18 protein-coding genes are annotated in these 22178 nt (G+C 37.2%); 1 reads left to right on the forward strand and 17 read right to left on the reverse strand.

Features of this window, described 5'->3' with window-relative positions; genetic code table 11:
* Positions 1-166 precede the first annotated feature (166 nt).
* The 15 genes from ytxC to B1NLA3E_RS17785 all read right to left on the reverse strand — a co-directional run bounded on the left by ytxC (position 167) and on the right by B1NLA3E_RS17785 (position 18597).
* The gene (gene ytxC, locus B1NLA3E_RS17715; RefSeq protein ID WP_015595209.1) at positions 167-1096 is read right to left on the reverse strand and encodes a putative sporulation protein YtxC; all 930 of its coding nucleotides are present in this window, start codon (positions 1094-1096) and stop codon (positions 167-169) included.
* Positions 1097-1220: 124 nt separating this feature from the next.
* The gene (dnaI, locus tag B1NLA3E_RS17720; RefSeq protein ID WP_015595210.1) at positions 1221-2159 is read right to left on the reverse strand and encodes a primosomal protein DnaI; all 939 of its coding nucleotides are present in this window, start codon (positions 2157-2159) and stop codon (positions 1221-1223) included.
* A 17-nt stretch (positions 2160-2176) separates the two neighbouring features.
* A complete protein-coding gene (locus tag B1NLA3E_RS17725; RefSeq protein ID WP_041580650.1) occupies positions 2177-3583 on the reverse strand; it encodes a replication initiation and membrane attachment family protein in 1407 nt (468 codons plus the stop codon).
* Between the two features lie 234 nt (positions 3584-3817).
* A complete protein-coding gene (gene nrdR, locus B1NLA3E_RS17730) occupies positions 3818-4276 on the reverse strand; it encodes a transcriptional regulator NrdR (RefSeq protein WP_015595212.1) in 459 nt (152 codons plus the stop codon).
* Between the two features lie 431 nt (positions 4277-4707).
* Positions 4708-5739, reverse strand: a complete 1032-nt coding sequence (locus B1NLA3E_RS17735) for a glyceraldehyde-3-phosphate dehydrogenase (RefSeq protein ID WP_015595213.1) — start codon at positions 5737-5739, stop codon at positions 4708-4710.
* Positions 5740-6009: 270 nt separating this feature from the next.
* The gene (gene coaE / locus B1NLA3E_RS17740; protein WP_015595214.1) at positions 6010-6624 is read right to left on the reverse strand and encodes a dephospho-CoA kinase; all 615 of its coding nucleotides are present in this window, start codon (positions 6622-6624) and stop codon (positions 6010-6012) included.
* Positions 6625-6648: 24 nt separating this feature from the next.
* Positions 6649-7284: a sporulation membrane protein YtaF gene (ytaF, locus tag B1NLA3E_RS17745; protein ID WP_015595215.1), complete on the reverse strand. Its 636-nt coding sequence runs from the start codon at positions 7282-7284 to the stop codon at positions 6649-6651.
* A gap of 299 nt (positions 7285-7583) precedes the next feature.
* The gene (mutM, locus tag B1NLA3E_RS17750; protein WP_015595216.1) at positions 7584-8411 is read right to left on the reverse strand and encodes a DNA-formamidopyrimidine glycosylase; all 828 of its coding nucleotides are present in this window, start codon (positions 8409-8411) and stop codon (positions 7584-7586) included.
* A 91-nt stretch (positions 8412-8502) separates the two neighbouring features.
* A complete protein-coding gene (gene polA / locus B1NLA3E_RS17755; RefSeq protein ID WP_015595217.1) occupies positions 8503-11136 on the reverse strand; it encodes a DNA polymerase I in 2634 nt (877 codons plus the stop codon).
* 246 nt (positions 11137-11382) lie between these two features.
* On the reverse strand, positions 11383-13149 hold the full coding sequence (gene pnpS, locus B1NLA3E_RS17760; RefSeq protein ID WP_015595218.1) for a two-component system histidine kinase PnpS: 1767 nt from the start codon (positions 13147-13149) through the stop codon (positions 11383-11385).
* Positions 13146-13874: a response regulator transcription factor gene (locus tag B1NLA3E_RS17765; protein ID WP_041580652.1), complete on the reverse strand. Its 729-nt coding sequence runs from the start codon at positions 13872-13874 to the stop codon at positions 13146-13148. The genes pnpS and B1NLA3E_RS17765 overlap by 4 nt, the downstream gene beginning before the upstream one ends.
* A gap of 177 nt (positions 13875-14051) precedes the next feature.
* Entirely contained in the window at positions 14052-14990 is a 939-nt protein-coding gene (gene mdh / locus B1NLA3E_RS17770) for a malate dehydrogenase (RefSeq protein ID WP_015595220.1), read from the reverse strand.
* A gap of 88 nt (positions 14991-15078) precedes the next feature.
* Positions 15079-16347 (reverse strand): NADP-dependent isocitrate dehydrogenase, encoded by a 1269-nt coding sequence (gene icd / locus B1NLA3E_RS17775; RefSeq protein WP_015595221.1) that lies wholly within the window; start codon positions 16345-16347, stop codon positions 15079-15081.
* 187 nt (positions 16348-16534) lie between these two features.
* Positions 16535-17656, reverse strand: coding sequence for a citrate synthase (gene citZ, locus B1NLA3E_RS17780; RefSeq protein ID WP_015595222.1), 1122 nt, complete (start codon positions 17654-17656; stop codon positions 16535-16537).
* A gap of 473 nt (positions 17657-18129) precedes the next feature.
* Complete coding sequence (locus tag B1NLA3E_RS17785; RefSeq protein WP_015595223.1) at positions 18130-18597, reverse strand: DUF441 domain-containing protein; 468 nt, start codon at positions 18595-18597, stop codon at positions 18130-18132.
* A 142-nt stretch (positions 18598-18739) separates the two neighbouring features.
* On the opposite strand from B1NLA3E_RS17785, the gene ytvI reads away from it, so the two are divergent.
* On the forward strand, positions 18740-19855 hold the full coding sequence (gene ytvI / locus B1NLA3E_RS17790) for a sporulation integral membrane protein YtvI (RefSeq protein ID WP_015595224.1): 1116 nt from the start codon (positions 18740-18742) through the stop codon (positions 19853-19855).
* A gap of 31 nt (positions 19856-19886) precedes the next feature.
* Here ytvI and B1NLA3E_RS17795 read toward each other — a convergent pair whose 3' ends face one another.
* Complete coding sequence (locus tag B1NLA3E_RS17795) at positions 19887-20273, reverse strand: FxsA family protein (protein WP_015595225.1); 387 nt, start codon at positions 20271-20273, stop codon at positions 19887-19889.
* A gap of 129 nt (positions 20274-20402) precedes the next feature.
* Positions 20403-22163, reverse strand: a complete 1761-nt coding sequence (gene pyk / locus B1NLA3E_RS17800) for a pyruvate kinase (RefSeq protein ID WP_015595226.1) — start codon at positions 22161-22163, stop codon at positions 20403-20405.
* Positions 22164-22178: the final 15 nt, after the last annotated feature.

The following is a 22178-nucleotide window of genomic DNA, read 5'->3' on the forward strand; positions in this document are numbered from 1 at the left end:
GTAACGGTAGCTCCGTCAGCTATTACTAGTGAAAAGTTAGCTAAACAAGCCTGATTCACATTCACAGCTAAAGTTCAAAGGTGGTAAGCATTCCATTCGTGCTGGGAAGTTTTCAGCCTTGCCTCCCCTCTCTAGAAACCGTAAAAGAATACCCTTGTCCTTATCATCACAAAAAATTATTTGAGTTATTATGTACGTTATTATAGTGTGTCATTTCAGGAAAATCAAGGGATTCTTTATTTATTTCCGAAAGATAAAGCTGTTGCCTCTCTTGAAACCGTGAAACACTTTCGATGAAGACCCTTTCCTCAAAAATGTTTTGGATCGTTCGAATAAGTGGTTGGTCCGGATCTTTAGAATATAAAAAAATGAATTGGGGAGCGATTGATAAAAGTGGGGCAATTGTCGTTGAATCCACATACACAGGATGGTTAAACAAAAGCTTTCTATCAATCATTTTTGTTAATTCAATCCGTTTTATTTCCGAAAAATGTTCATTAAAAAACATCACTTCCTCATCAATCAATAAATGAAGACTGTTTTTCTGGGCCGACCGACTAGAGATAAAATCCCTTAATGTTTGAATAAACATCTGATATTCCTGTTCCATTTTATATTCATCTATGGAAAGCTCCACATACTTCTCGAGCCTGTTGATAAACGGACGTAAGCGAAAGGTGACAAAGGAATCAAAGGAAAATGAAATCTTCTTTTTCATAACTTGATTAATAGCTTGTTTAAGAAGATTTTTTTCACCAGCATCCTTTAAAAATACAGTTAGTTCCGTTCGTTCCCCTTCTAAAATAGAATGGATAATTTCAAGTATTTGTTGGATTTCTTCCTCATCCGTATAAAAATAACGGTCAGTAATGAGAGTACGAAACCAATCATCACATTTAGTATGCAGAATAAAATGATAAAAGACCTTTTTTATTTCGTGGAAAGATGGTTCTGTTAAAGTTTCTGTTAAAATTTTTACTATATGACGATCTTCATCAAGAAGAATATGATTGTCAGGCTGAGAGGACACGCTCTTTTTAATTTGCTGATAAAAAGCGGTAGTATCCTCTATTCGTTGAAAATGGATTTCAATCAACCAAATCCCCCCTTTTTTTGAAATCTCTAATTCTATGTATATGGGGGAGAGTCATAAAATAGAAGTATTCCTAGAGAAAGGCAAAGTAAAAAATAAGCCAGCGAATTTTTTCGCTGGCTAAACTTTATATTCGACGGTTAGGTCCATCAATTGGAACGGAATCCGCTAAGTATTTGATTCTTTCCATGATCCTGCGGGCCTTCATTTTTTCTTCCTCACCGCGCTGGCTATAAGTTAAATGATGCTCAAGCTCTTGAAAATCAAAATTAGAAGTGAAAAATGTCGGTAAATTCTCTTGCATGCGATACTGTAAAATCGGTCCCAATACTTCATCTCTTGTCCAACTCGACATCGATTCAGCGCCCAAATCATCAAGCATTAATACTTGCTGTTTTTTTAAGGTTTCAATCTTCTCATTTAGGGTCGAATTAGCAATCGAGTTTTTCAATTCGCGAAGCAACTCTGGAACATAAACGATCATTGATGGCACTTTTTTTGCTGCTAATTCATTGGCAATCGCTCCTAAAAGAAATGATTTACCAACTCCAAATTGTCCGTAAAAGTACAAACCCTTTTGCTTTATACTAGCTGTATAATTAGCAACAAATGAAGTGGCTTTATCAAGTGCCTCTTCACGACCAGGTGTATTTTCGCGAATATCAATATTTTCGAAAGTTACATGTAATAAATCCTTAGGAAAATGCATACTTTTAATGAGTTTTTCATTTTTTCTTTTCTCATCGTACATAATTTGCTGAGGACAACGGTCATATTGGATATCAATCGAATTAGCTCTGATTACAAGCTCAGGATAATAACCTTTAATTAAATTCTCACATCCATCGAGGCTTGAACAATTTTGACAATCCTTACTTTGGGTGGAATACTCATAGAGCTTCGTTAAGCCTTTTTCAATCATTTCATTTGTAATTTCATGACTGTGCTCGGCTAAGAACGCACGCACATACGGGTTATTTATAATTTCACGTCGCTTTTGCTGATAGCGCTTTTGAAAATTTTCATTACCGCCCAGTTTTTTTAAAGTTTTATTAATATTTTCCATATTTTATCCTTCACCCCCTATTTCCTTAAATTCTTAATTTTTTCCTCTAATGCCCGTTTTCGGGTTTCAAAATCTGAATCTTTATTGTTAACGTCCTTTTGTTTGACTTCTTGTTTATTACTCTCTTCATTAAACCAATCAGGCAGCAATTCGGTCCGGATTGGTTTTTTCGAAGTTTTTTTCTTATTTTTATTTTCACCAGAAGCCCATTGTTGATATTGTTTATGTTCATTTAAAGCAAGCTCCATGGCTGCTTTAACGGTTTTTACCTCTTTTCGGGCCCAGTGACTAGCTAATTTTTCAACATATCCCTTTGTAAGCTTCATATCCATCTTTAGCATAACATAATGGATGAGAACGTTAATAACTCCTGGTAAAAGCTTTTGATTAAACATAACATCCTCAATGATTTTTATATCCGCATTGGATGCCTCTGCACCGCCCGCTAAATCACTTAAAAACTTTAATGGTGAGGTAGTGTCAAAATAATGGATCAACTTATCTTCCTGCGTTTGTGGTTCAATAGTTTTTGATTGGTATAATGGCGGATGAGTCCGTTCTATAAGGGAAGGAAGCGAATCTTGGTAGTTAAACTGATACCAATCACGTGCTGATTTCCGTAGCTCTTCCAAGTTAATCTCGTCATGCTCAGTCATCGCACTAAGGACAATATTTTTCATTTGAATGGCATCAATTTCATATAAAAAGCCAAGATTGCTTATAGCTTCTTTTACCTTTTTAGTAAGAGCCTTCTTCGGAACAAGGGATTCTGATAACCCAGTTTCCAATAACTCAAAATTAAAGGTATTTTGTTCAATTTGAATTCCACTGTTCTCTTTGCGACCAATAAATTCTTGTCTTTCACCCTCCGCTAGTTCTTCTGCTGTTTCTTGGTTAGATTTCAATGCATTTGGTGAGGCGGAGGCGTATATGTCCTGAAAGGCCTTTGTAACATTTTGGTATCCTTCGTGTGCGACAGTCTTTTGATCACTGAAAAATCGTTTGAGTCTGGCAAATTGTTTTTTTCCAATTTTGCGGTACAAATATATATTTAGCATTCCGTCTAAAAAAAATTGTGCAGGAGTTAGTGGAGGTTGAAGCTGATAAATGAAAGCTCTCTCCCCACCTTCATTTCGAACATAGGTGGTAATAAGCCCCATTCCTTCCAATCTGAGCCTTGCTTCATATATTTCCTTTAAATTCAAGCCCATAATTGTCATTAAACCATGATGGGAACTTGGTTCAGACCAAAGCCGGTTTTCCTCAAGCTCGGCCCATAATGTCATATATAAACTAAAGCTAGTCGTACCAATTAACGGTTGATACAAGAAAGTCATGACTTTCCGATCAAAATCATGTATCAATCCGTTTACCGAGACAACATAACGATCAATTGGGATAAGCTCTTGCCAATGTTGGGCCATAACAACCAAACCTTTCATAAGAAAAGCGCAAGCGCCCGTTCAGCGACGTATGGACTGGAGCACACCGCCTGAGATAAAGGAAACACGGAGAGCAAAGCGATCCGATGTTGACTTATCGTAGGGAGGTGGGTGAAGTCCACTAGTCGCTGGGCGCTGGAGCTAGACAGTTCACTAAGATAAAAGTACATATTTTCTTTATTTTAAAAAAAGAGCTAAAAAGCTTTTTAGCTCATGTTATATTTCCTTTTTTATTAGTTCTTTTAATTCCTCAATAAATACATTGATGTCTTTAAATTGGCGATAAACTGAAGCGAAGCGGACATATGCTACTTCATCAATTTTTGCTAGCCTGTCCATTACCATTTCACCAATCATGTCACTCTTAATTTCTGAAACTCCTTGATTCCGAAGTTCTTTTTCAACCTCTTGGGTAATATCTTGGAGTTCCTTTAAGGCTACAGGGCGTTTTTCGCACGCTTTTATTAGTCCCCTTAAAATCTTCTCTCGATTAAATTCTTCTCTTGTTCCTTCTTTTTTTACAACAATAAGAGGAATTTCTTCAACTTTTTCAAATGTAGTAAATCGATAACCACATTGTTCACATTCACGTCTCCGGCGAATCGCTTTTCCATCATCAACAGGACGTGAATCGAGAACTCGAGTATTATGATATTGGCATGAAGGGCATTTCATTGTCAGCTCTCCAATTCCTATAGTTATTTTTACTGATTAACCTCAATTAAAGTTTCTCTATACCTATCTTATAAAAAAGACGGGGTAAGGACAAGTACATGTCAAAGAAAAGCGAGTTCTAATTGTTAAGCGACTTGCGTAGATAGTAAACTAGGAAACTATTTATTGAATTTAAAATTAGACTGTATTAAAGCTCAATGTTGATTGGAGTGGAAGGCGCGAAGACTCCTGCGGGAGCAGCGGGACAGGTGAGACCCCACAGGCGCTTAAGCGCCGAGGAGGCTCACCGCCCGCCCCTAAGGTGCGCGAGTGCCTGGAACGGAAATCAACATTCTAATTTAACAGAGCCAAAAATAAAAAAGAATAAAAAAAAACTGCTTACTGATCGCTCAGATAAACAGTTAGTTGAGTATTTGAAAAGTTAATTTAAATCATCCAACTTTAACTGCTGGGCAATTTTCCATAACTTTTGCAACATGCTTTAATAAGTCAACTACTCGGCAAGAATAACCCCATTCGTTATCATACCATGCAAGGACTTTTACCTTGTTGTTACCAATAACCATGGTAGATAAACCATCAATTATTGCCGAATGTTCATTTGTATTAAAGTCAACGGAAACCAATGGTTCTTCCGTAATGTCTAGAATTCCATTTAGCTGTCCGTTAGCAGCCGCATAAAATGCTGAATTTACTTCATCTACTGTTACATCTTGTTTTAAGTCCACAACTAAATCCACCAAAGAAACATTTGGTGTTGGGACACGCAATGACATTCCGTGTAACTTACCTGCTAATTGTGGTAAAACCAATGACAATGCTTTTGCAGCACCGGTTGTTGTAGGAATAATCGATTGTCCACATGCACGAGCACGTCGCAAATCTTTATGTGGATTATCAATATTTTTTTGGTCATTTGTGTAGGCATGGACCGTTGTCATTAATCCATTAATTATTCCAAATTGCTCATCAAGCACTTTTACTACGGGTGCTAAACAATTGGTTGTGCACGATGCATTTGAAATGATATCGTGTTGTTCAATATCCAATTTATCATCATTTACACCCATTACAATTGTAATATCTTCATTTTTTCCTGGAGCTGTAATGATAACCTTTTTAGCTCCTGCATCTAAATGAAGACTTGCCTGATCCCGTGAGTTGAATTTACCAGTTGCTTCAATCACGATATCAATGCCTAAATCCCCCCAAGGTAATTCTTTTGGGTCTCGGCTTGCAAATAATTGAACACGCTTACCATTCACAATAATAGAATCATCGTTAGGGATAACCTCACCTGGGAATTTTCCATGAGTGGTATCATATTTTATTAAGTGTGCCAACGTTTCTGCCGGATAACTGGCATTGATGGCTACCACATCAATATCATCTTCAAGTATTGCCTTTCTAAATACCATTCTTCCAATTCGTCCAAAACCATTAATCGCTATCTTCGCCTTCATTGTATGGCTCCTTCCGCAATATGTTATACTTTATTCTACGTTTAGATGTAATTAGTATAACATATTAATTTTATTTTGCACTCAAAAAAAGTATATTTTTTAAAGTTCCGCCATTATAAGTGTTATTAACCGTATATATGAGAACATAATGAGAAAAATGGAAGTACCCATTCCAGCTACGCATGCAACGCCTGTGTTGGAAAACACCTAATCTAGTTACAACTAATTATCCTACACAAAAAGAAGAGGAGCTATCCGCCCCTCTTCTTTTTATGTCCTAGTATTAATAGTTATTAACCATTTGTTTAATATATCTTTTAGCTGTTTTTCTGTCTCTTCTGGAGTCCCATTATTATCAATCACCGCATCTGCCCACTTTCGCTTTTCAATCAGTGGTAACTGCGAAGCAATCCTAAACTTTGCTTCTTCTTTCGTAAAACCGTTTCGAACCATTAATCGATCGAGTTGTGTTTGCTCATCTACATAGACAACGACCACTTTATCAACCATGTAAGTTAATTTACTTTCAAACAAAAGAGGAATATCTAATACTACTATATTGTGACCCAAGGCAAGGTATTGTTCTTTTTTTTGGATCATTCTTCCCCTAACAGCCGGATGAACAATGTTGTTTAATACGGTCCTTTTTTCTTTATCAGGGAATATGATGCTTCCTAATTTGTTCCGATCAATGGAGTCATCCTCCATTAATATGTCCTTTCCAAAATACGAAACAATATCATAATATGCCTTTTCTCCTTTTTCAACGACTAGATGGGCTTCCACATCTGCATCGATAACAGGAATATTTTGTTCTTGTAGCATCCTTGTTACGGTGCTTTTTCCGCTAGCAATTCCCCCAGTTAATCCAATTATTAAAGACATAATCTATCCCTTTCCTAGTTCAACTTATAATTTCCAAATTCCAATTACGATTAGTAATATTCCAGGGAGAAAAGTAAACTTTTGAATCCACTCAAAATGCGCGAACACAGATCCTAATTTCATTCCTACAAACACAAATAATGAACTCATTATCGCAACAGAAATGGCCAAATAGAGGGGAGAAAATCCAAGCATTGCTGCTCCAATTCCAGCACCAAAAGCATCGAGTGACAAAGCTATTCCAAGCAACAAAGCTTCTAATCCAGCAATAGTCCCTGATTTGTCAAAGTCTGCGGACATTGGTTTTCTTAAAATATTAATGACTAGACCAAGCGACTTAATTTCAAAGTTGATAATCGTGCTTGCAATTGAAGTTTGTTCTTTCATCTTCTCCGGTCGGAAAAATTGATATATAATCCATGCTCCAAGCAAAATTAAAATATATCCCCCTGCATTTTGGGCAATTTTGGGTGAGAAAAAATTTTCAATCAAATGTCCAACCGCCATTGCAAAAATTAATACGACTGCCGAACATCCAGATATGACTAATATTGATTTTAACGGAATCCGTACTTTCCTCAACCCATACGTAAAACCAACACTGAAACTGTCAAGACTGACAGCAAATGCAAGCAGTAAAAGGGAGATGATATGCGCCATTTATAGAGCTCCTTCCTGTCAATCGCTACGATAGTATATGGAAGGAGCCAATCCAATGTTAAGTTGTTTCTTATTTTTTGACTGTTTTCGTAAACTGGTTGATTTCCGCTCCAGGATGCTCGCGCACCTTAGGGGCGGGCGGTGAGCATCCTCGGCGCTTAAGCGCCTGTGGGGTCTCACCTGTCCCGCTGCTCCCGCAGGAGTCTCGCACCTTCCGCTCCAATCAACTTCTTTATCAACGGTTTTCTTTCCAAAAACCTATAAAAAAAACAACAATCTTTTAGAAAAGAGCCTATTTTTTATAGTCGTTGACAGCTAGGACAAAAATGAGTACCACGTCCACCAACTTTGATTTTTTGAAGTTCAGTTCCACATCTTTGACACGGTTCGTCTTTTTTACCGTAAACAAACAATTGTAATTGAAACATTCCGATTTGCCCTTGGGAATTCAGATAAGACCGAATTGTACTACCACCTTTAGTTACAGCTTCCGTCAACGTCGCCACAATTTCTTGGTGGAGAGCCGTAATTTCTTCGCTCGATAATGAAGCTGCTTGTCTCTCTGGATGTATTTTTGAACGAAATAACGTCTCATCCACATAAATATTTCCAAGCCCAACAACAGTGGCCTGGTCTAATAAAGTTACCTTTATTTTCCTATTTGTTCGCGCTAATATTTCAGTTAAATATTGCACTGTAAATTTTTCCGAAAATGGCTCAGGGCCTAATAAAGATAAGGGTGGCTGTTCAAACTCAGTCCCTTTGGAAAATAAGTGCATTGTTCCAAATTTACGAATGTCTTTATAACGAAGCTCTGTTCCATCTGTAAAATGGAAAATAACATGTGTATGCTTTTCAACGGGAGCTTCTGTTGAAAAAACCCCATATTTTCCTTCCATCCTTAAATGAGAAACAAGAGCATAATCTTCTGTGTAAAAAATTAAAAACTTCCCTCTTCTCCCCATTTTTTGGATTTTCTGCCCTTTTAAAGCGTCCTGAAATTGAACAACTTCATCTGGTCGTTTCACTATTTTCGGCCAAAAAACAGATACACTATTAATTTCTTTTTGCAGGACCAGTGCCTCTAATGTTCTTTTTACTGTTTCAACCTCTGGAAGTTCAGGCAACCTGCTCCCCACCTTTCATAAAAAGATAATAAACCGGGCGCCTCCGCTTTTCGCTTTGTCCAGCTCTAGCAGCTAGTCGCTTCTGTTTTTCTTATTTCGCATCAAACCAAGTTGGTCCGTAAGCATAATCCACCTTTAATGGTACCTTCAGCTCAATCGCATGCTCCATCACATCAGGAACGATTTTTTTCAATATTTCTATTTCCTCTTCTGGTGCCTCAAAGATTAGTTCATCGTGCACCTGCAATAATAAACGTGCTTTAATTCCTTCTGTTTTTAACCTTTCAGCCATATCAATCATTGCTTTTTTGATAATATCTGCAGCGCTGCCTTGAATCGGTGTATTCATTGCTGTTCTTTCAGCAAAACTACGGACATTGAAATTCCGACTCGTTATTTCCGGAATATATCTGCGGCGATGAAGGAGAGTGGAAACAAAACCCTTTTGCTTTGCATCCTTGACGATATCCTCCATATAATCCTTTACTCTCGGATAGCTTTGCAAATATAAATCAATAAATTTCCCAGCATCTTTTCTTGTGATACCAAGATTTTGAGAAAGTCCATAATCGCTGATTCCATATATGATTCCAAAGTTAACTGCTTTGGCTTGACGCCTCATGCTGGAGGTTACATCCTCTTTTGCAACATGAAAAACATCCATTGCGGTTTTTGTGTGAATATCAAGTCCTTCTTTAAATGCTTCAATCAATTTTTCATCCTCAGCGATGTCAGCGAGTACCCTTAACTCAATTTGTGAGTAATCTGCTGCAAACATCATCCAGCCCGGTTCTGAAGGAATAAAGGCCTGGCGGATTTTTCTGCCTTCCTCTAGGCGGATTGGAATATTTTGCAGATTGGGATCAGTAGAACTTAGACGGCCCGTTTGGGTTAGTGCTTGATTATACCTGGTATGCACCTTTAGTGTTTCGGGATCGACGACCTTTAACAGACCTTCAATATAGGTTGACTGCAATTTTCCCAACTGTCGATAGTGCAGGATTTCCTTAATGATGTCATGATCATTTTCAAGCTTTTCTAATATATCTGCAGAAGTCGAATAACCGGTTTTTGTTTTCTTGAAGGAGTTCAGCCCTAGTTTTTCAAATAATATAATTCCCAATTGTTTTGGAGAATTAATGTTAAACTCTTCACCGGCCAATTGATGGATCGTGGTTTCTAATCTCGCAAGTTCCTCGTTATTTTCTTGCCCCATTTTTTGAAGGCGACCCTGGTCTACTTTCACGCCTTGGAATTCCATCTCGGCTAAGATTAATGATAATGGCATTTCCAACTCAGTAAACAATTCATAAAGCTGGTTTTCCTGTAATTCTTTAATAAGTTTTTCGGTAAGGATATCCATGGCATATACTTTTCGCACTAAATGTTCGGCGAGCTTTGCCTCTTCCGGAACCTGACGTTTAGCCCCTTTTCCATAAAATGCTTCATCCGATTGAACATCATGAAAACCATACCGTTTGGCTATTTCCGCAATATCATCGATTACTTCAGCCGGGTTAACAATATAAGAAGCAAGTAATAGATCGAATTCTATTCCTTTTAAATCAATATTCTGATGTCTTAAAGATACAACTGACCGTTTTGCATCATAGACAGTTTTTCGTTTCTGCTCATCTTCAGCCCATTTTTTAAATTCTGGTGATTTAAGGGCATTCTTAGTGGAAATAAAATAGCATCCATTTTTATTAGCCAAAGAGAAGCCAATTATTTCACCACGATTGTAATTATCATCAAGAATTTCCACGTAAAGTGACGTATCTTCAGTGAAAATTTGCTTATCCACTTCTTCGATTATTTGAAAATCAATCTCTTGTAATTCTATTGTTGTATCCTCAACTAACTCTGTTCCGATTCTGTCTAATAAGGTTTGAAACTCTAGTTCTTTAAAAAGACTCACTAACTTGTCTTTTTGAAATCCCTCATACTCAATTTCCGAAAGCTGTAATTCAACGGGTGCCTCTGTTGTAATCGTTGCAAGTTGTTTACTCATTACCGCTTGGTCTTTAAATTCCTCAAGCTTTTCTTTTAATTTATTCCCACTGACTTGATCAATGGAGTTGAGTAGTTTTTCAAGTGTTTCAAATTCTTTCAAAAGCTTGATTGCGGTTTTCTCGCCCACTCCTGGAACGCCTGGAATATTATCTGATTGGTCTCCCATAAGCCCTTTCATATCGATGATCTGATTAGGACTTAAACCATATTTTTCTCGTATATGGTCAGGCGTATAACTTTCAATATCTGTAATCCCTTTTCTCGTAATACACACTGTGATTTTATCGGAACTCAATTGGGTTAAATCCTTATCACCAGAAATAACCTTAACTTCAAATCCATCCTGCTCTGCCTGGCGTGACATTGTTCCGATAATATCGTCTGCCTCGAAATTCTCCAACTCATAGCGAGAAATCCCATAAGCATCTAGCAGTTCTTTGATAAATGGAAATTGCTCTGACAGTTCTGGTGGAGTTTTTTGTCTTCCACCCTTATATTCACTAAAGGTTTTATGTCTAAAGGTCGTTTTCCCTGCATCAAATGCCACTAATATATGTGTTGGCTTCTCTTCTTCGAGAATTTTCATCAAGATCATCGTGAAGCCATATACAGCATTGGTATGTACACCTTTATGATTATTTAATAATGGCAAAGCAAAGAACGCTCTGTATGCGATACTGTTTCCATCAATTAAAATAAGCTTCTTTTCCAAGCAAAATTCCCCTCTCACTTAGCTCAATCTATTCTCCATTTTATCATGAAGTGATTTATAAAGTGAAACTCGTCGGGCGCTGACCATTCTAATTCCCCCAAACTCAAAATGAAAAAGGACGAAAGCGGGGGTGCCTTCGTCTTCTTCGATTGTATACGTAATGATTGTTGTGGGGGCATTAAAATCAGTGTAGCAAGTAATGGTTTACAAGATATAAAAATCTGTTTAAATTAATGTTAACTTCCCTTATCCTAGCTTTTTCTTTAAAGATATGGTAAAAATGCTCCCTTTACCGAGCTCACTTACTACAGAAATTGTTCCTTTATGAGCCTCAATAAGGTGTTTTACAATTGCCAACCCTAACCCTGTGCCCCCTGAGTTACGGCTTCGTGCTTTATCGACACGGTAAAAACGTTCAAAAATCCTCGGAATCTCCTGTTTTTCTATTCCAATTCCCGTATCTGCTACTTTTACAAGGATTAGATCGCCCTTTTCCTCAATAGAAACAGTTATCTTTCCTCCATTTGGTGTGTACATAATTGCATTATTAATAACATTGATAAAGACTTGCTTTAACCTAAATGGGTCGCCTTCAATTGTAAGGCTTTGCAAATCCACGTTAAATTCCAATGTTATCCCTTTATCAACAGCTTTGAAATCTAACATTCTAATAACTTCACTTATAATCGAAGTTAGATCAAATGATTTAATCTCTAAATTAAATCGATGTTGCTCTATTTTCGATAGTTCCAATAAATCCTCAATTAAAGTTTGTAGTCTTTCACTTTCAACAAAAATGATATTTAAAAACGCCTCCAATGATTTTGGGTCTTCTTTAGCCCCATCAAGAAGGGTTTCAGTAAATCCTTTAATTGAGGTAATTGGTGTTTTTAGCTCATGAGAGACATTCGCAACAAAGTCTTTCCTCGTTTGTTCGAGATTTTTTAATTCTGTAATATCATGAAAAACAAGCAGAATACCCTTCCAAACATCGTTTGTACCGATAATAGGAGCCCCATAAACTTCAAAATGACGTAAATCAATCCCTAGCGGAATCATCATTTGCCTTTTTATTTTTTGTTCAGTAATAAAAATCTCCTCAACTAAGTTGGAGATTTCATGATATTCAATGACCTCATAATATAGGCGATACAAATATTCAGAAGATCTAACTTGAAAGTTTTCTTTAAATGCTCGATTAATTAATGAAATATATCCACGATTGTCTATTAATAGTAATCCACTACCCATGTTTTCAATCAATGTGGTTAACCTGTCTTGCTGCATTTCCTTTGCTTTCATCATTTCCTGAAGATTTCTTGCCAAAATATTGATTGAGGAACTCAACATACCCGTTTCATCAATATGATCCTCATAAGTCCGAGCTCGATAATTTCCTTTTGCTAATTCGATAGCAACCTTCGTAGCTGATTCAATTGGCTTTGTATACCGCGAAGTGATACTTACACCCAAGATAATGATGACAACAAGCGCAACCACAAAACTTACCGATAACAACCACCAGATTTGACCATAAGTATTTTTCAACAAATCCATTTCTGTGCTGGTTATGACATATCCTTCTACTATCTTCCCCTTTACAATTGGATTCCAATAGTAATGGAGATCATATCCGTTGTTGGTTTCGACAAGTTCTTTCTTTATATTTTTGCTTTTGATAATATTCTGTACTATTTCTTGGTGCCTTTTAGCTTTTACACTTCCCGTTAACTCACCGCTATCGCTTAGGATTTTTCCAGTCTGATCAACCAGGGTTATTCTTGCATCAAGGACTTTGCTTAATCGAATAACCTTTTGGCTATTAAAGGAGACAATCCCTCCGTCTTCCTCTATGTAGGTTTTCACCAAACTATTTTCATTGCTAAGCCGTTCATTAAAAGTATTAGAATAATAATTTTTAAAAAGTTGTCCCCATAACAATCCTAATCCAATTAATACTACAAAGATAATCATTATAAGGGCAAATAGTAGCCTTGTCCGAAATTTTATCATTCTCCTTTCGGCTCCTCTAATTTATATCCAAGACCACGTATGGTTTTAATATAAATTGGCTTTTTAGTGTTAGGCTCAATTTTTTCTCGAAGATGGCTAATATGTACATCGACAATCCGTGTATCGCCTGCGAAATCATAATTCCAAACCGCACTCAATAACTGATCTCGGGTTAAGACTTTCCCTTTATGCTTTGTAAGGTGTACGAGTAATTCAAATTCTTTTGGAGTTAATTCGAGTAGCTCCCCCTTGAAAAACGCTTCAAATTGTTCAGGATAAATAGTAAGATCTTTAACAATGATATTTCCTTCTCCACCTATATTATTACTGGGGGCTTTCTCGATAGGCTGTAATTCTGTTCGTCTCAATATAGCCTTTACACGTGCTACCACTTCTCTAGGACTAAATGGTTTTGTCATATAATCGTCTGCACCAAGCTCAAGTCCTAATATTTTATCAAACTCGTCATCCTTGGCAGTTAACATCAAAATGGGAGTTGGCACTCTTTCTTGTCTCAATTGCTTACATACTTCAATTCCATCCAATTTTGGGAGCATTAAATCGAGAATAATAAAATCAAATTCATCTTCTAGAGCCATATTTCGGCCCTGTTCACCATCCATGGCTGTTAAAACCTGGTAGCCGGCTTGTTCCAAATTATATTGAAGAAGGGTCAAAATCGATTGTTCATCATCCACCACAAGTACTTTTTTCACAAATAACATCCTCCGAATTTTTCTATTCCGTCATCGTTGTCATTTCTATTAGTTTCATCATAGTAGAAAAATTTACTTTCGCCAACAATTTCAGGGTTGAATTTACATAAACTCAACAAATGGTGGCATCTTGAATAAAAAAAAATCCGGAGATATTCCCCGGATTTTTTCACTTGAACTCCTTTATTATAATAAAGCAGCCATTACATTACGAACTGCATCAACTGATTTATCCAAAGCAGCTTTTTCATCAGCAGTTAGTTCAAGCTCAATTACTTGCTCAATACCATTTCCGCCAATGATTGTTGGAACACCTAAGTAGATTCCATTATAGCCATATTCCCCTTCAAGGTAAGCAATTGTCGGAAGAACACGGCGTTGGTCTTTAAGAATTGCTTCACACATTTCAACAAGCGATGCGGCTGGAGCGTAATAAGCACTTCCGTTTCCAAGAAGGTTTACGATTTCGCCGCCGCCTTTACGAGTGCGTTCAACGATTTTATCTAAACGATCTTTTGGAATTAGTGTTGATAATGGAATACCACCTGCAAAAGAGTAACGGATAAGTGGAACCATATCATCACCATGTCCACCTAACACGAAACCAGTTATATCCTTAACTGATATGTTAAGTTCATGAGAGACAAACGCACAGAAACGAGCAGTGTCAAGTACTCCTGATTGTCCGATTACACGATTTTTTGGAAATCCAGACTCTTTGAAAATAGTGTACGTCATTGCATCAACTGGGTTAGTTAACACAACAATAAACGCATTTGGAGAGTATTTTGCAATCTCTTGCGCAACGCTCTTCATTATTTTTTGGTTTGTTTGAACTAAGTCATCACGGCTCATTCCTGGTTTACGAGCAATACCAGCAGTAACAACTACGATATCAGAGTTAGCAGTGTCTTCATAATTAGAAGTACCAGTGATTTTAGCATCAAATCCTTGAACTGGACTAGCTTCTAACATATCAAGAGCTTTCCCTTTAGTAGGGTTTTCCATTTGTGGAATATCAACCAATACAACATCTGCTAATTCCTTTTGTGCAAGGAGAAAGGCAGTAGTTGCCCCAGTGAATCCTCCCCCAATAACTGAAACCTTTTTTCGTTGTATTGACATTTTTAGTTCCCCCCTAAAATCGTCTAACTAATATTATTTCTCATTCCAAATATACACCAAAAAGGTGTTACCGCTTGTTGAAACAAACTTATTCCATATTTTTAATTAATACATCACCGAACTCAGAACATTTTACTTCTGTAGCTCCATCCATTAGTCGTGCAAAATCGTAGGTAACAACCTTTGAATCAATTGATTTTTCAATCGATTTAACGATCATATCAGCAGCTTCATTCCAACCTAAGTGTTCTAACATAAGAACACCAGATAGAATTTCGGATGATGGATTTACTTTATCAAGACCAGCATATTTTGGTGCAGTTCCATGTGTTGCTTCAAAAATGGCATGTCCAGTTTCGTAATTGATATTTGCTCCAGGAGCAATTCCAATTCCTCCAACTTGTGCAGCAAGTGCATCAGAGATAAAGTCACCATTCAAGTTCATTGTTGCCACGACATCAAATTCACGAGGGCGAGTTAAAATTTGTTGTAAGAAGATATCAGCAATTGCATCTTTTACAATAATTTTTCCAGCAGCTTCTGCTTCAGCTTGAGCTTTATTTGCTGCTTCTGCACCTTGCTCCGCAACTAATCTGTCGTATTGAGCCCAAGTAAACACTTTATCGCCGAATTCTTTTTCAGCAAGCTCATAGCCCCAATTTTTAAATGCGCCTTCAGTATATTTCATGATATTGCCCTTATGTACAATCGTTACAGATTTGCGGCCTTCATTAATTGCATAATTAATTGCTGCACGCACTAAACGGTTAGTACCTTCTTCAGATATAGGTTTAATACCAATACCAGAAGTTTCTGGGAATCTTATATTTTTAACCCCTAATTCATTTTGTAAGAATGCTATTAATTTCTTAGCATTATCGCTACCTTTTTGGTACTCAATACCAGAGTAAATATCTTCAGTATTTTCGCGGAAGATTACCATATTAGTATCTTGGGGGCGTTTTACTGGTGATGGTACCCCTTCGAACCAACGTACTGGGCGTAAACACACAAAAAGGTCTAGCTCTTGTCTTAATGCAACGTTTAACGAACGAATTCCCCCACCAACTGGAGTAGTTAACGGACCTTTAATAGCAATCAAATATTCATTGATCACATCTAGAGTCTCTTGTGGAAGCCATTCTCCTGTTTCATTGAATGCTTTCTCACCAGCTAAAACTTCTTTCCAAACAATTTTACGTTGGCCTTTGTATGCTTTCTCAACTGCTGCATCAAGAACCCTTGAAGCTGCTGCCCAAATATCTGGTCCTGTTCCATCTCCTTCAATAAATGGAACAATCGGGTTATTTGGTACGTTTAATACTCCGTCTTTTACTGTGATTTTTTCTCCTTGCATTTCTTTCCCCTCCAAATTCATGAAAATGTGCAGACAACTTGATTGCTTGAATCAGTCCGGTTCTTTTTTAACATACTAAAAAAGAACCGGACTTAAAGTCGCTACACCGTTATCAAAAAATAACAAAAACTGTCCCCTATATTACATCAGTTTTTGCTAAAAAAGTAAAATCTCATGCTCTCTCTATCTATTTATCTCTATTTTCAATTGCAATATATTTTTGCAATGAAGGACCAGTATAATCCGCACGTGGGCGAATCAAACGGTTGTTATCATATTGTTCAAGAATGTGAGCTAACCATCCAGATACGCGGCTTACAGCAAAGATTGGAGTAAATAAATCATGATCAATCCCTAAGCTATGGTAAACCGATGCAGAATAGAAATCTACGTTTGGTGGAAGATTCTTTTCCCCAGTAACGATTGATTCAATTTTAGTAGAAATTTGATACCATTGTGGTTCTCCAGTTAAATGAGTTAACTTTTCAGACATTAATCTTAAATGTTTGGCGCGAGGGTCCCCTAAACGATAAACGCGGTGACCAAATCCCATAATTTTCTCTTTGTTTGCTAGTTTACCGCGAACATACGGTTCAACATTAGCTAATGTACCAATTTCAGAAAGCATTTTCATTACAGCTTCATTTGCTCCACCATGTAATGGTCCTTTTAATGCACCAATAGCGGCGGTAATTCCGGAATATACATCAGATAAGGTTGCCACACAAACACGAGCAGTAAAGGTAGAGGCATTTAACTCGTGATCAGCATGTAATACAAGGGCTTTGTTAAAAGCTTCTACAGCAATTCCTTCAGGCACTTTCCCAGTTAACATGTATAGGAAATTCTCAGCAAGACTTAAGTCTTTACGAGGAGCAACTGGTTCTAATCCTTTTCTAATTCTTGAAAAGGCTGTAACGATTGTCGGCAATTTAGCCTGAATTCGGATCGCTTTTCGATAGTTAGCTTCCTCATCCATTAGGTCTGCCTCATCATCATATAAACCTAATAAAGAAACTGCAGAGCGAAGTGCTGCCATTGGATGTACTTTTTTAATAGGGTACATTTTAAAATGCTCTAATATTTCCTTTGGTAATTCTGCATTTTCTGCAAGTTGAGTTTTTAGTTCCTCTAATTCATTACTAGTAGGAAGCCTACGATGCCAAAGAAGGTAGATAACTTCTTCAAAGCTAGCGTTTACTGCTAAATCATCAATGTCATACCCAACATAAGTTAAAGTATCATCAATGATTGAGCTAATTGATGAAGTCGTTGCTACTACCCCTTCCAGACCACGTGTAACTGTCATAATAATCTCTCCTTTACAATATAAAGATTCCCCAATACCCCTTTGTCTGTATCCGTTGATTTAATTTGCCGAAAAAATCAGTCATTTCCAGCAAGTCAGAAAAGAACCCCTTTGTCTATATAGGGGAGGACAAGTCCACCCGAATTAAAGTTAGCTGAGAACAGCCAAGCCACAGACCAATGTTAAATCATCAAAAAGTTTGATTGAGCGCTTGCTCAGAAAACATCCAAATTGGAAAAATAAAATCTGTTTCTTAAAAAGAATTCAAAAACATCCAGTTTAAAGACAAAATACTAACCAAATTCCTCATTTGCATTCAAAATTATTGAATAATCTAAAAAGAAAAGGTTTTCATTTTTCACAAATTCATTATTAACATGGTTGTAATATCTTTTGATAGATACTATTACAAATCTTATTATAAACAATTATCAGACTTTTGTGAACGAAAAGTGTTTAAAATGTCAAAATTATTATTTCACAAAAAACAGATGAACAATTTTCATGGCTGTATAAGCAATACCAGCACCGATTAAAGGCCCAACGGCCACACCTTTAAATAAAGATACAGAAAGAATAGTCCCTAGCACTAAAGCAGTAGTAATATGCGGATCCTCAGCTAATAAAGTAACTCCTCCTTTTGCCAACAATGCAACGGCCATTCCAGATATTAAGGCAATCCAAGCAAAAGGGGTCTTAAACGCACCAGATAAATCCTTAAAGCCAATTTCCCCAGATGCAATTGGGGCTAGGACAGCAATTGTGATTACTGTAACTCCCCAGTTAATTCCCTTTGATTGTAGGAAAGTAAAGGCTTTCGCATCTAAACCAGCAATTTTCATGATTAGCAAACAGATTACGGCAATGATTAACGTTTGATTTTTTGCAACGGAACCAATTACTAATAATATGATTAAAAACCAAATAGGTTCGAATTTCATATTGTGATCATCCTTTCTTTAGGCTGAGTTGAACTTGTCTGTTGTTCTCATCTCCAGGCACTCACCTTGCGAATATTCGATGCTATTTTTTCTATAAAATGTTAAAATATTACTAACATCGATTTCTAGAGGAGGTCCTTCATTGAATAAAAAATATATTTACCTATCGCTTCGTTTTTTATTTGTGATTGGTATTGTTTTATTGTTCCTAGTCAGTTTTTTTTACTTATCAAAAGTTACCTATCCTTTTCTAATCGGATTAGTCATTGCCTTTTTGATGAACCCGCTCGTGAATTTCTTTGAAAAAAAGGCCAGGATGCCAAGAGTCCTTTCCGTTTTAGTTACATTAATTATCATATTTGCTATTTTTGCAGGTTTGGTTACACTCTTAATTGCTGAGATTGTTGCTGGGGCAAATTATTTAGCAACAGTAGTTCCTGACCATTTAGATACACTGATTAATTACATAGAACAACTATTTGCCGGACAAATCCTACCCCTATACCATCAATTAACGAATCTATTTCAAAACCTTGATGCCGGCCAACAAGGGACAATCATGGAAAACATCCAAAACGTTGGCAAAAAATTTGGAACAACTGTCGGAAGCTTTATTCAAAACTTTTTCGGGAATATTCCAAATGTATTGTCTTGGTTTCCAAATGCGGCAACTGTTTTAATATTTTCACTCTTAGCAACGTTTTTTATCAGTAAAGACTGGTATAAATTTTCAGCGATGGCGGGCAAATTTTTACCCAACCGTGCCAAGACAAGCGGAAAAACGGTATTTGTCGACTTAAAACGGGCGCTTTTTGGTTTCTTGAAGGCACAAGCAACACTTATTTCAATTACTACTGTGATTATCTTAATCGGATTGCTTATCCTCCGTGTTGATTATGCCATTACGATTGCTTTAATTGCAGGAATTGTTGATATTATCCCTTACTTAGGAACAGGTTCTATCTTTGTTCCATGGATCATTTATGAAGTCATAACAGGAGAAACTGGTTTAGCGATTGGCTTAGGTGTCATCTATATTATCGTGCTTGTTCAACGACAGGTGATGGAACCAAAGATATTATCCTCCAACATTGGACTTGACCCTCTCGCAACCTTAATAGCTCTTTTTGTTGGATTTAAATTAATCGGGTTCCTTGGTTTAATCGCCGGACCTGTTATCTTGGTTATTATCACCACTCTCAATCGTGCCAATGTATTCCGTGATGTTTGGACATTTATTAAAGGAAATGAAGTCTAACTTAAAGGCAGGCTCTTCTAGGAGCCTGCCTTTATCGTATTATCGTTATTCTCCCCTTGTCGAGCCGGTCTCTGAAAAATTTTGTTAACAGCTTTTTAAAATAAATCCTTGTTTGCGGAATCAAAAGTACCAAACCAAACACATCTGTAAGGAATCCTGGGGTGAGCAACAATGTCCCACCGATTATGATACATATCCCATCAAGCAATTCTTCTCCTGGCATCCTTCCAAAACGAAGCTGCTCTTGAGCCTTTCTAATCGTTTCCATTCCCTGCTTTTTCGCTAAATATGCACCAACTACCCCTGTAAAGATAATCAAGGAAATAGTTGGTAGGATTCCGATTATATGCCCTGATAATAAAAGAAATCCTATTTCTCCTGCTGGAATTAATATTAAAAGTAATATTAAGTAGCGCATTTCCTTATCAACTCCCCATCTCCCTATTATTTCAAAAAAAGGATGGGAAAAGTCCCATCCTCAATTTATATGTCTAGTTTCCACTTTTCGTTCTGTCTAGCTATGCACCTAGCGCTTTAGCCTTCGTTCTTAGAGGACACTTGCATGGCCATTGTAAATAACGCCTCTTGCAGCATCTACTGTTATTTCTTGACCATCCGTTAACAATTTGGTTGCATTCTCAACCCCGATAATAACAGGAATCCCTAAATTTAATCCCACTACTGCGCCATGGCTAGTCAAACCGCCTTCTTCAGTAATTAACGCACTGCATTTTTCAATAGCCGGAACCATATCACGATCAGATCCAATCGTGACTAAAATGGCGCCCTCTGTTACCTTGTTAAGTGCTTCATTTGCGTCTTGAGCAATTACAACCCTGCCATAAGCTGATTTACGACCGATTCCTTGAGCTTTGGCAAGAACATCACCCACAATGTGAATCTTCATTAGATTGGTTGTCCCAGTTTCGCCAACAGGTACTCCTGCAGTAATAACAACAAGGTCTCCACGTTTCACAATCGTGCTATTTACACTTTCTTGAACAGCAAAATCGAGCATTTCGTCAGTTGTTGTAGCTCTTTGGCTGATTTGCGGGTAAACACCCCAAACCAAAGATAATCTGCGTAAAATATGATCGTTTGAAGTGACAGCTACGATTGGAGCTTTTGGACGGTATTTTGAAATCATTCGGGCTGTATGTCCGCTTTCAGTCGGTGTAATAATTGCATTCACATCTAAATTTAATGCTGTATGTGCCACCGATTGACCGATAGCATCAGTTAAATTATGTTCTGTGTTTTTGCTACGGTTTGATAAAATCTCCCGATGATCTAGTGCTGTCTCTGCACGTGAAGCAATATTGTTCATTGTCGTAACTGCTTCAACAGGATACTGACCGGCTGCTGTTTCACCAGATAGCATAATAGCATCGGTACCGTCAAATATTGCATTGGCAACATCACTTGCTTCCGCACGAGTCGGACGTGGATTTCTTTGCATAGAATCAAGCATTTGTGTTGCTGTAATGACTGGCTTTCCTAGTGCATTACACTTATTAATCAATTGCTTTTGAACAAGAGGCACTTCTTCTGCAGGAATTTCAACACCCAAATCCCCACGTGCAACCATTAATCCGTCTGAAACCATTAAGATTTCATCAATATGGTCAACACCCTCTTGATTTTCAATTTTTGGAATGATATTGATATGAACACCATGATTTTCTTCAAGTAATCGGCGAATCTCTAAAACATCTGTTGCTCTGCGAACAAAAGATGCGGCAATAAAGTCGACATTTTGTTCTATTCCAAATAAGATATCTTGAGTATCTTTATCGGTGATACCTGGAAGATTGACACGAACTCCTGGAACGTTAACGCCTTTTTTATTCTTAAGTGTGCCACCATTTAATACTTTAGTGGTGATTTCACCGATTTCTTTATTTACTTCTAGTACTTGAAGACCAATCAAACCATCATCTAACAGAATGGTTGAACCTGGAAAAACGTCTTCAATTAACCCTGGATAAGTAATTGAAAATTTTTCTACGGTCCCCAATACTTCAGACATCGAAATCTTCACTTCTTGACCAGATGTTAAATCAATTGCTCCATTCTCCATGTTGTTCGTACGAATCTCAGGTCCTTTTGTATCTAATAAAATGGCAATAGTTTTTCCCGTCATTGCAGCTGCTTCGCGAATATTTTTAATTCTTTCGCCGTGTTCTTCGTGGTCCCCATGTGAAAAGTTCAATCGGGCCACGTTCATACCTGCCTCAATTAATTGAGTGAGCTTTTCAACACTTTCACTTGCTGGGCCAATCGTACAAACAATTTTCGTTTTACGCATATTGAAATCCTCCTT

Origin of the sequence: Bacillus sp. 1NLA3E, from assembly GCF_000242895.2 — a bacterium.
Classification (GTDB): domain Bacteria; phylum Bacillota; class Bacilli; order Bacillales; family Cytobacillaceae; genus Bacillus_BU.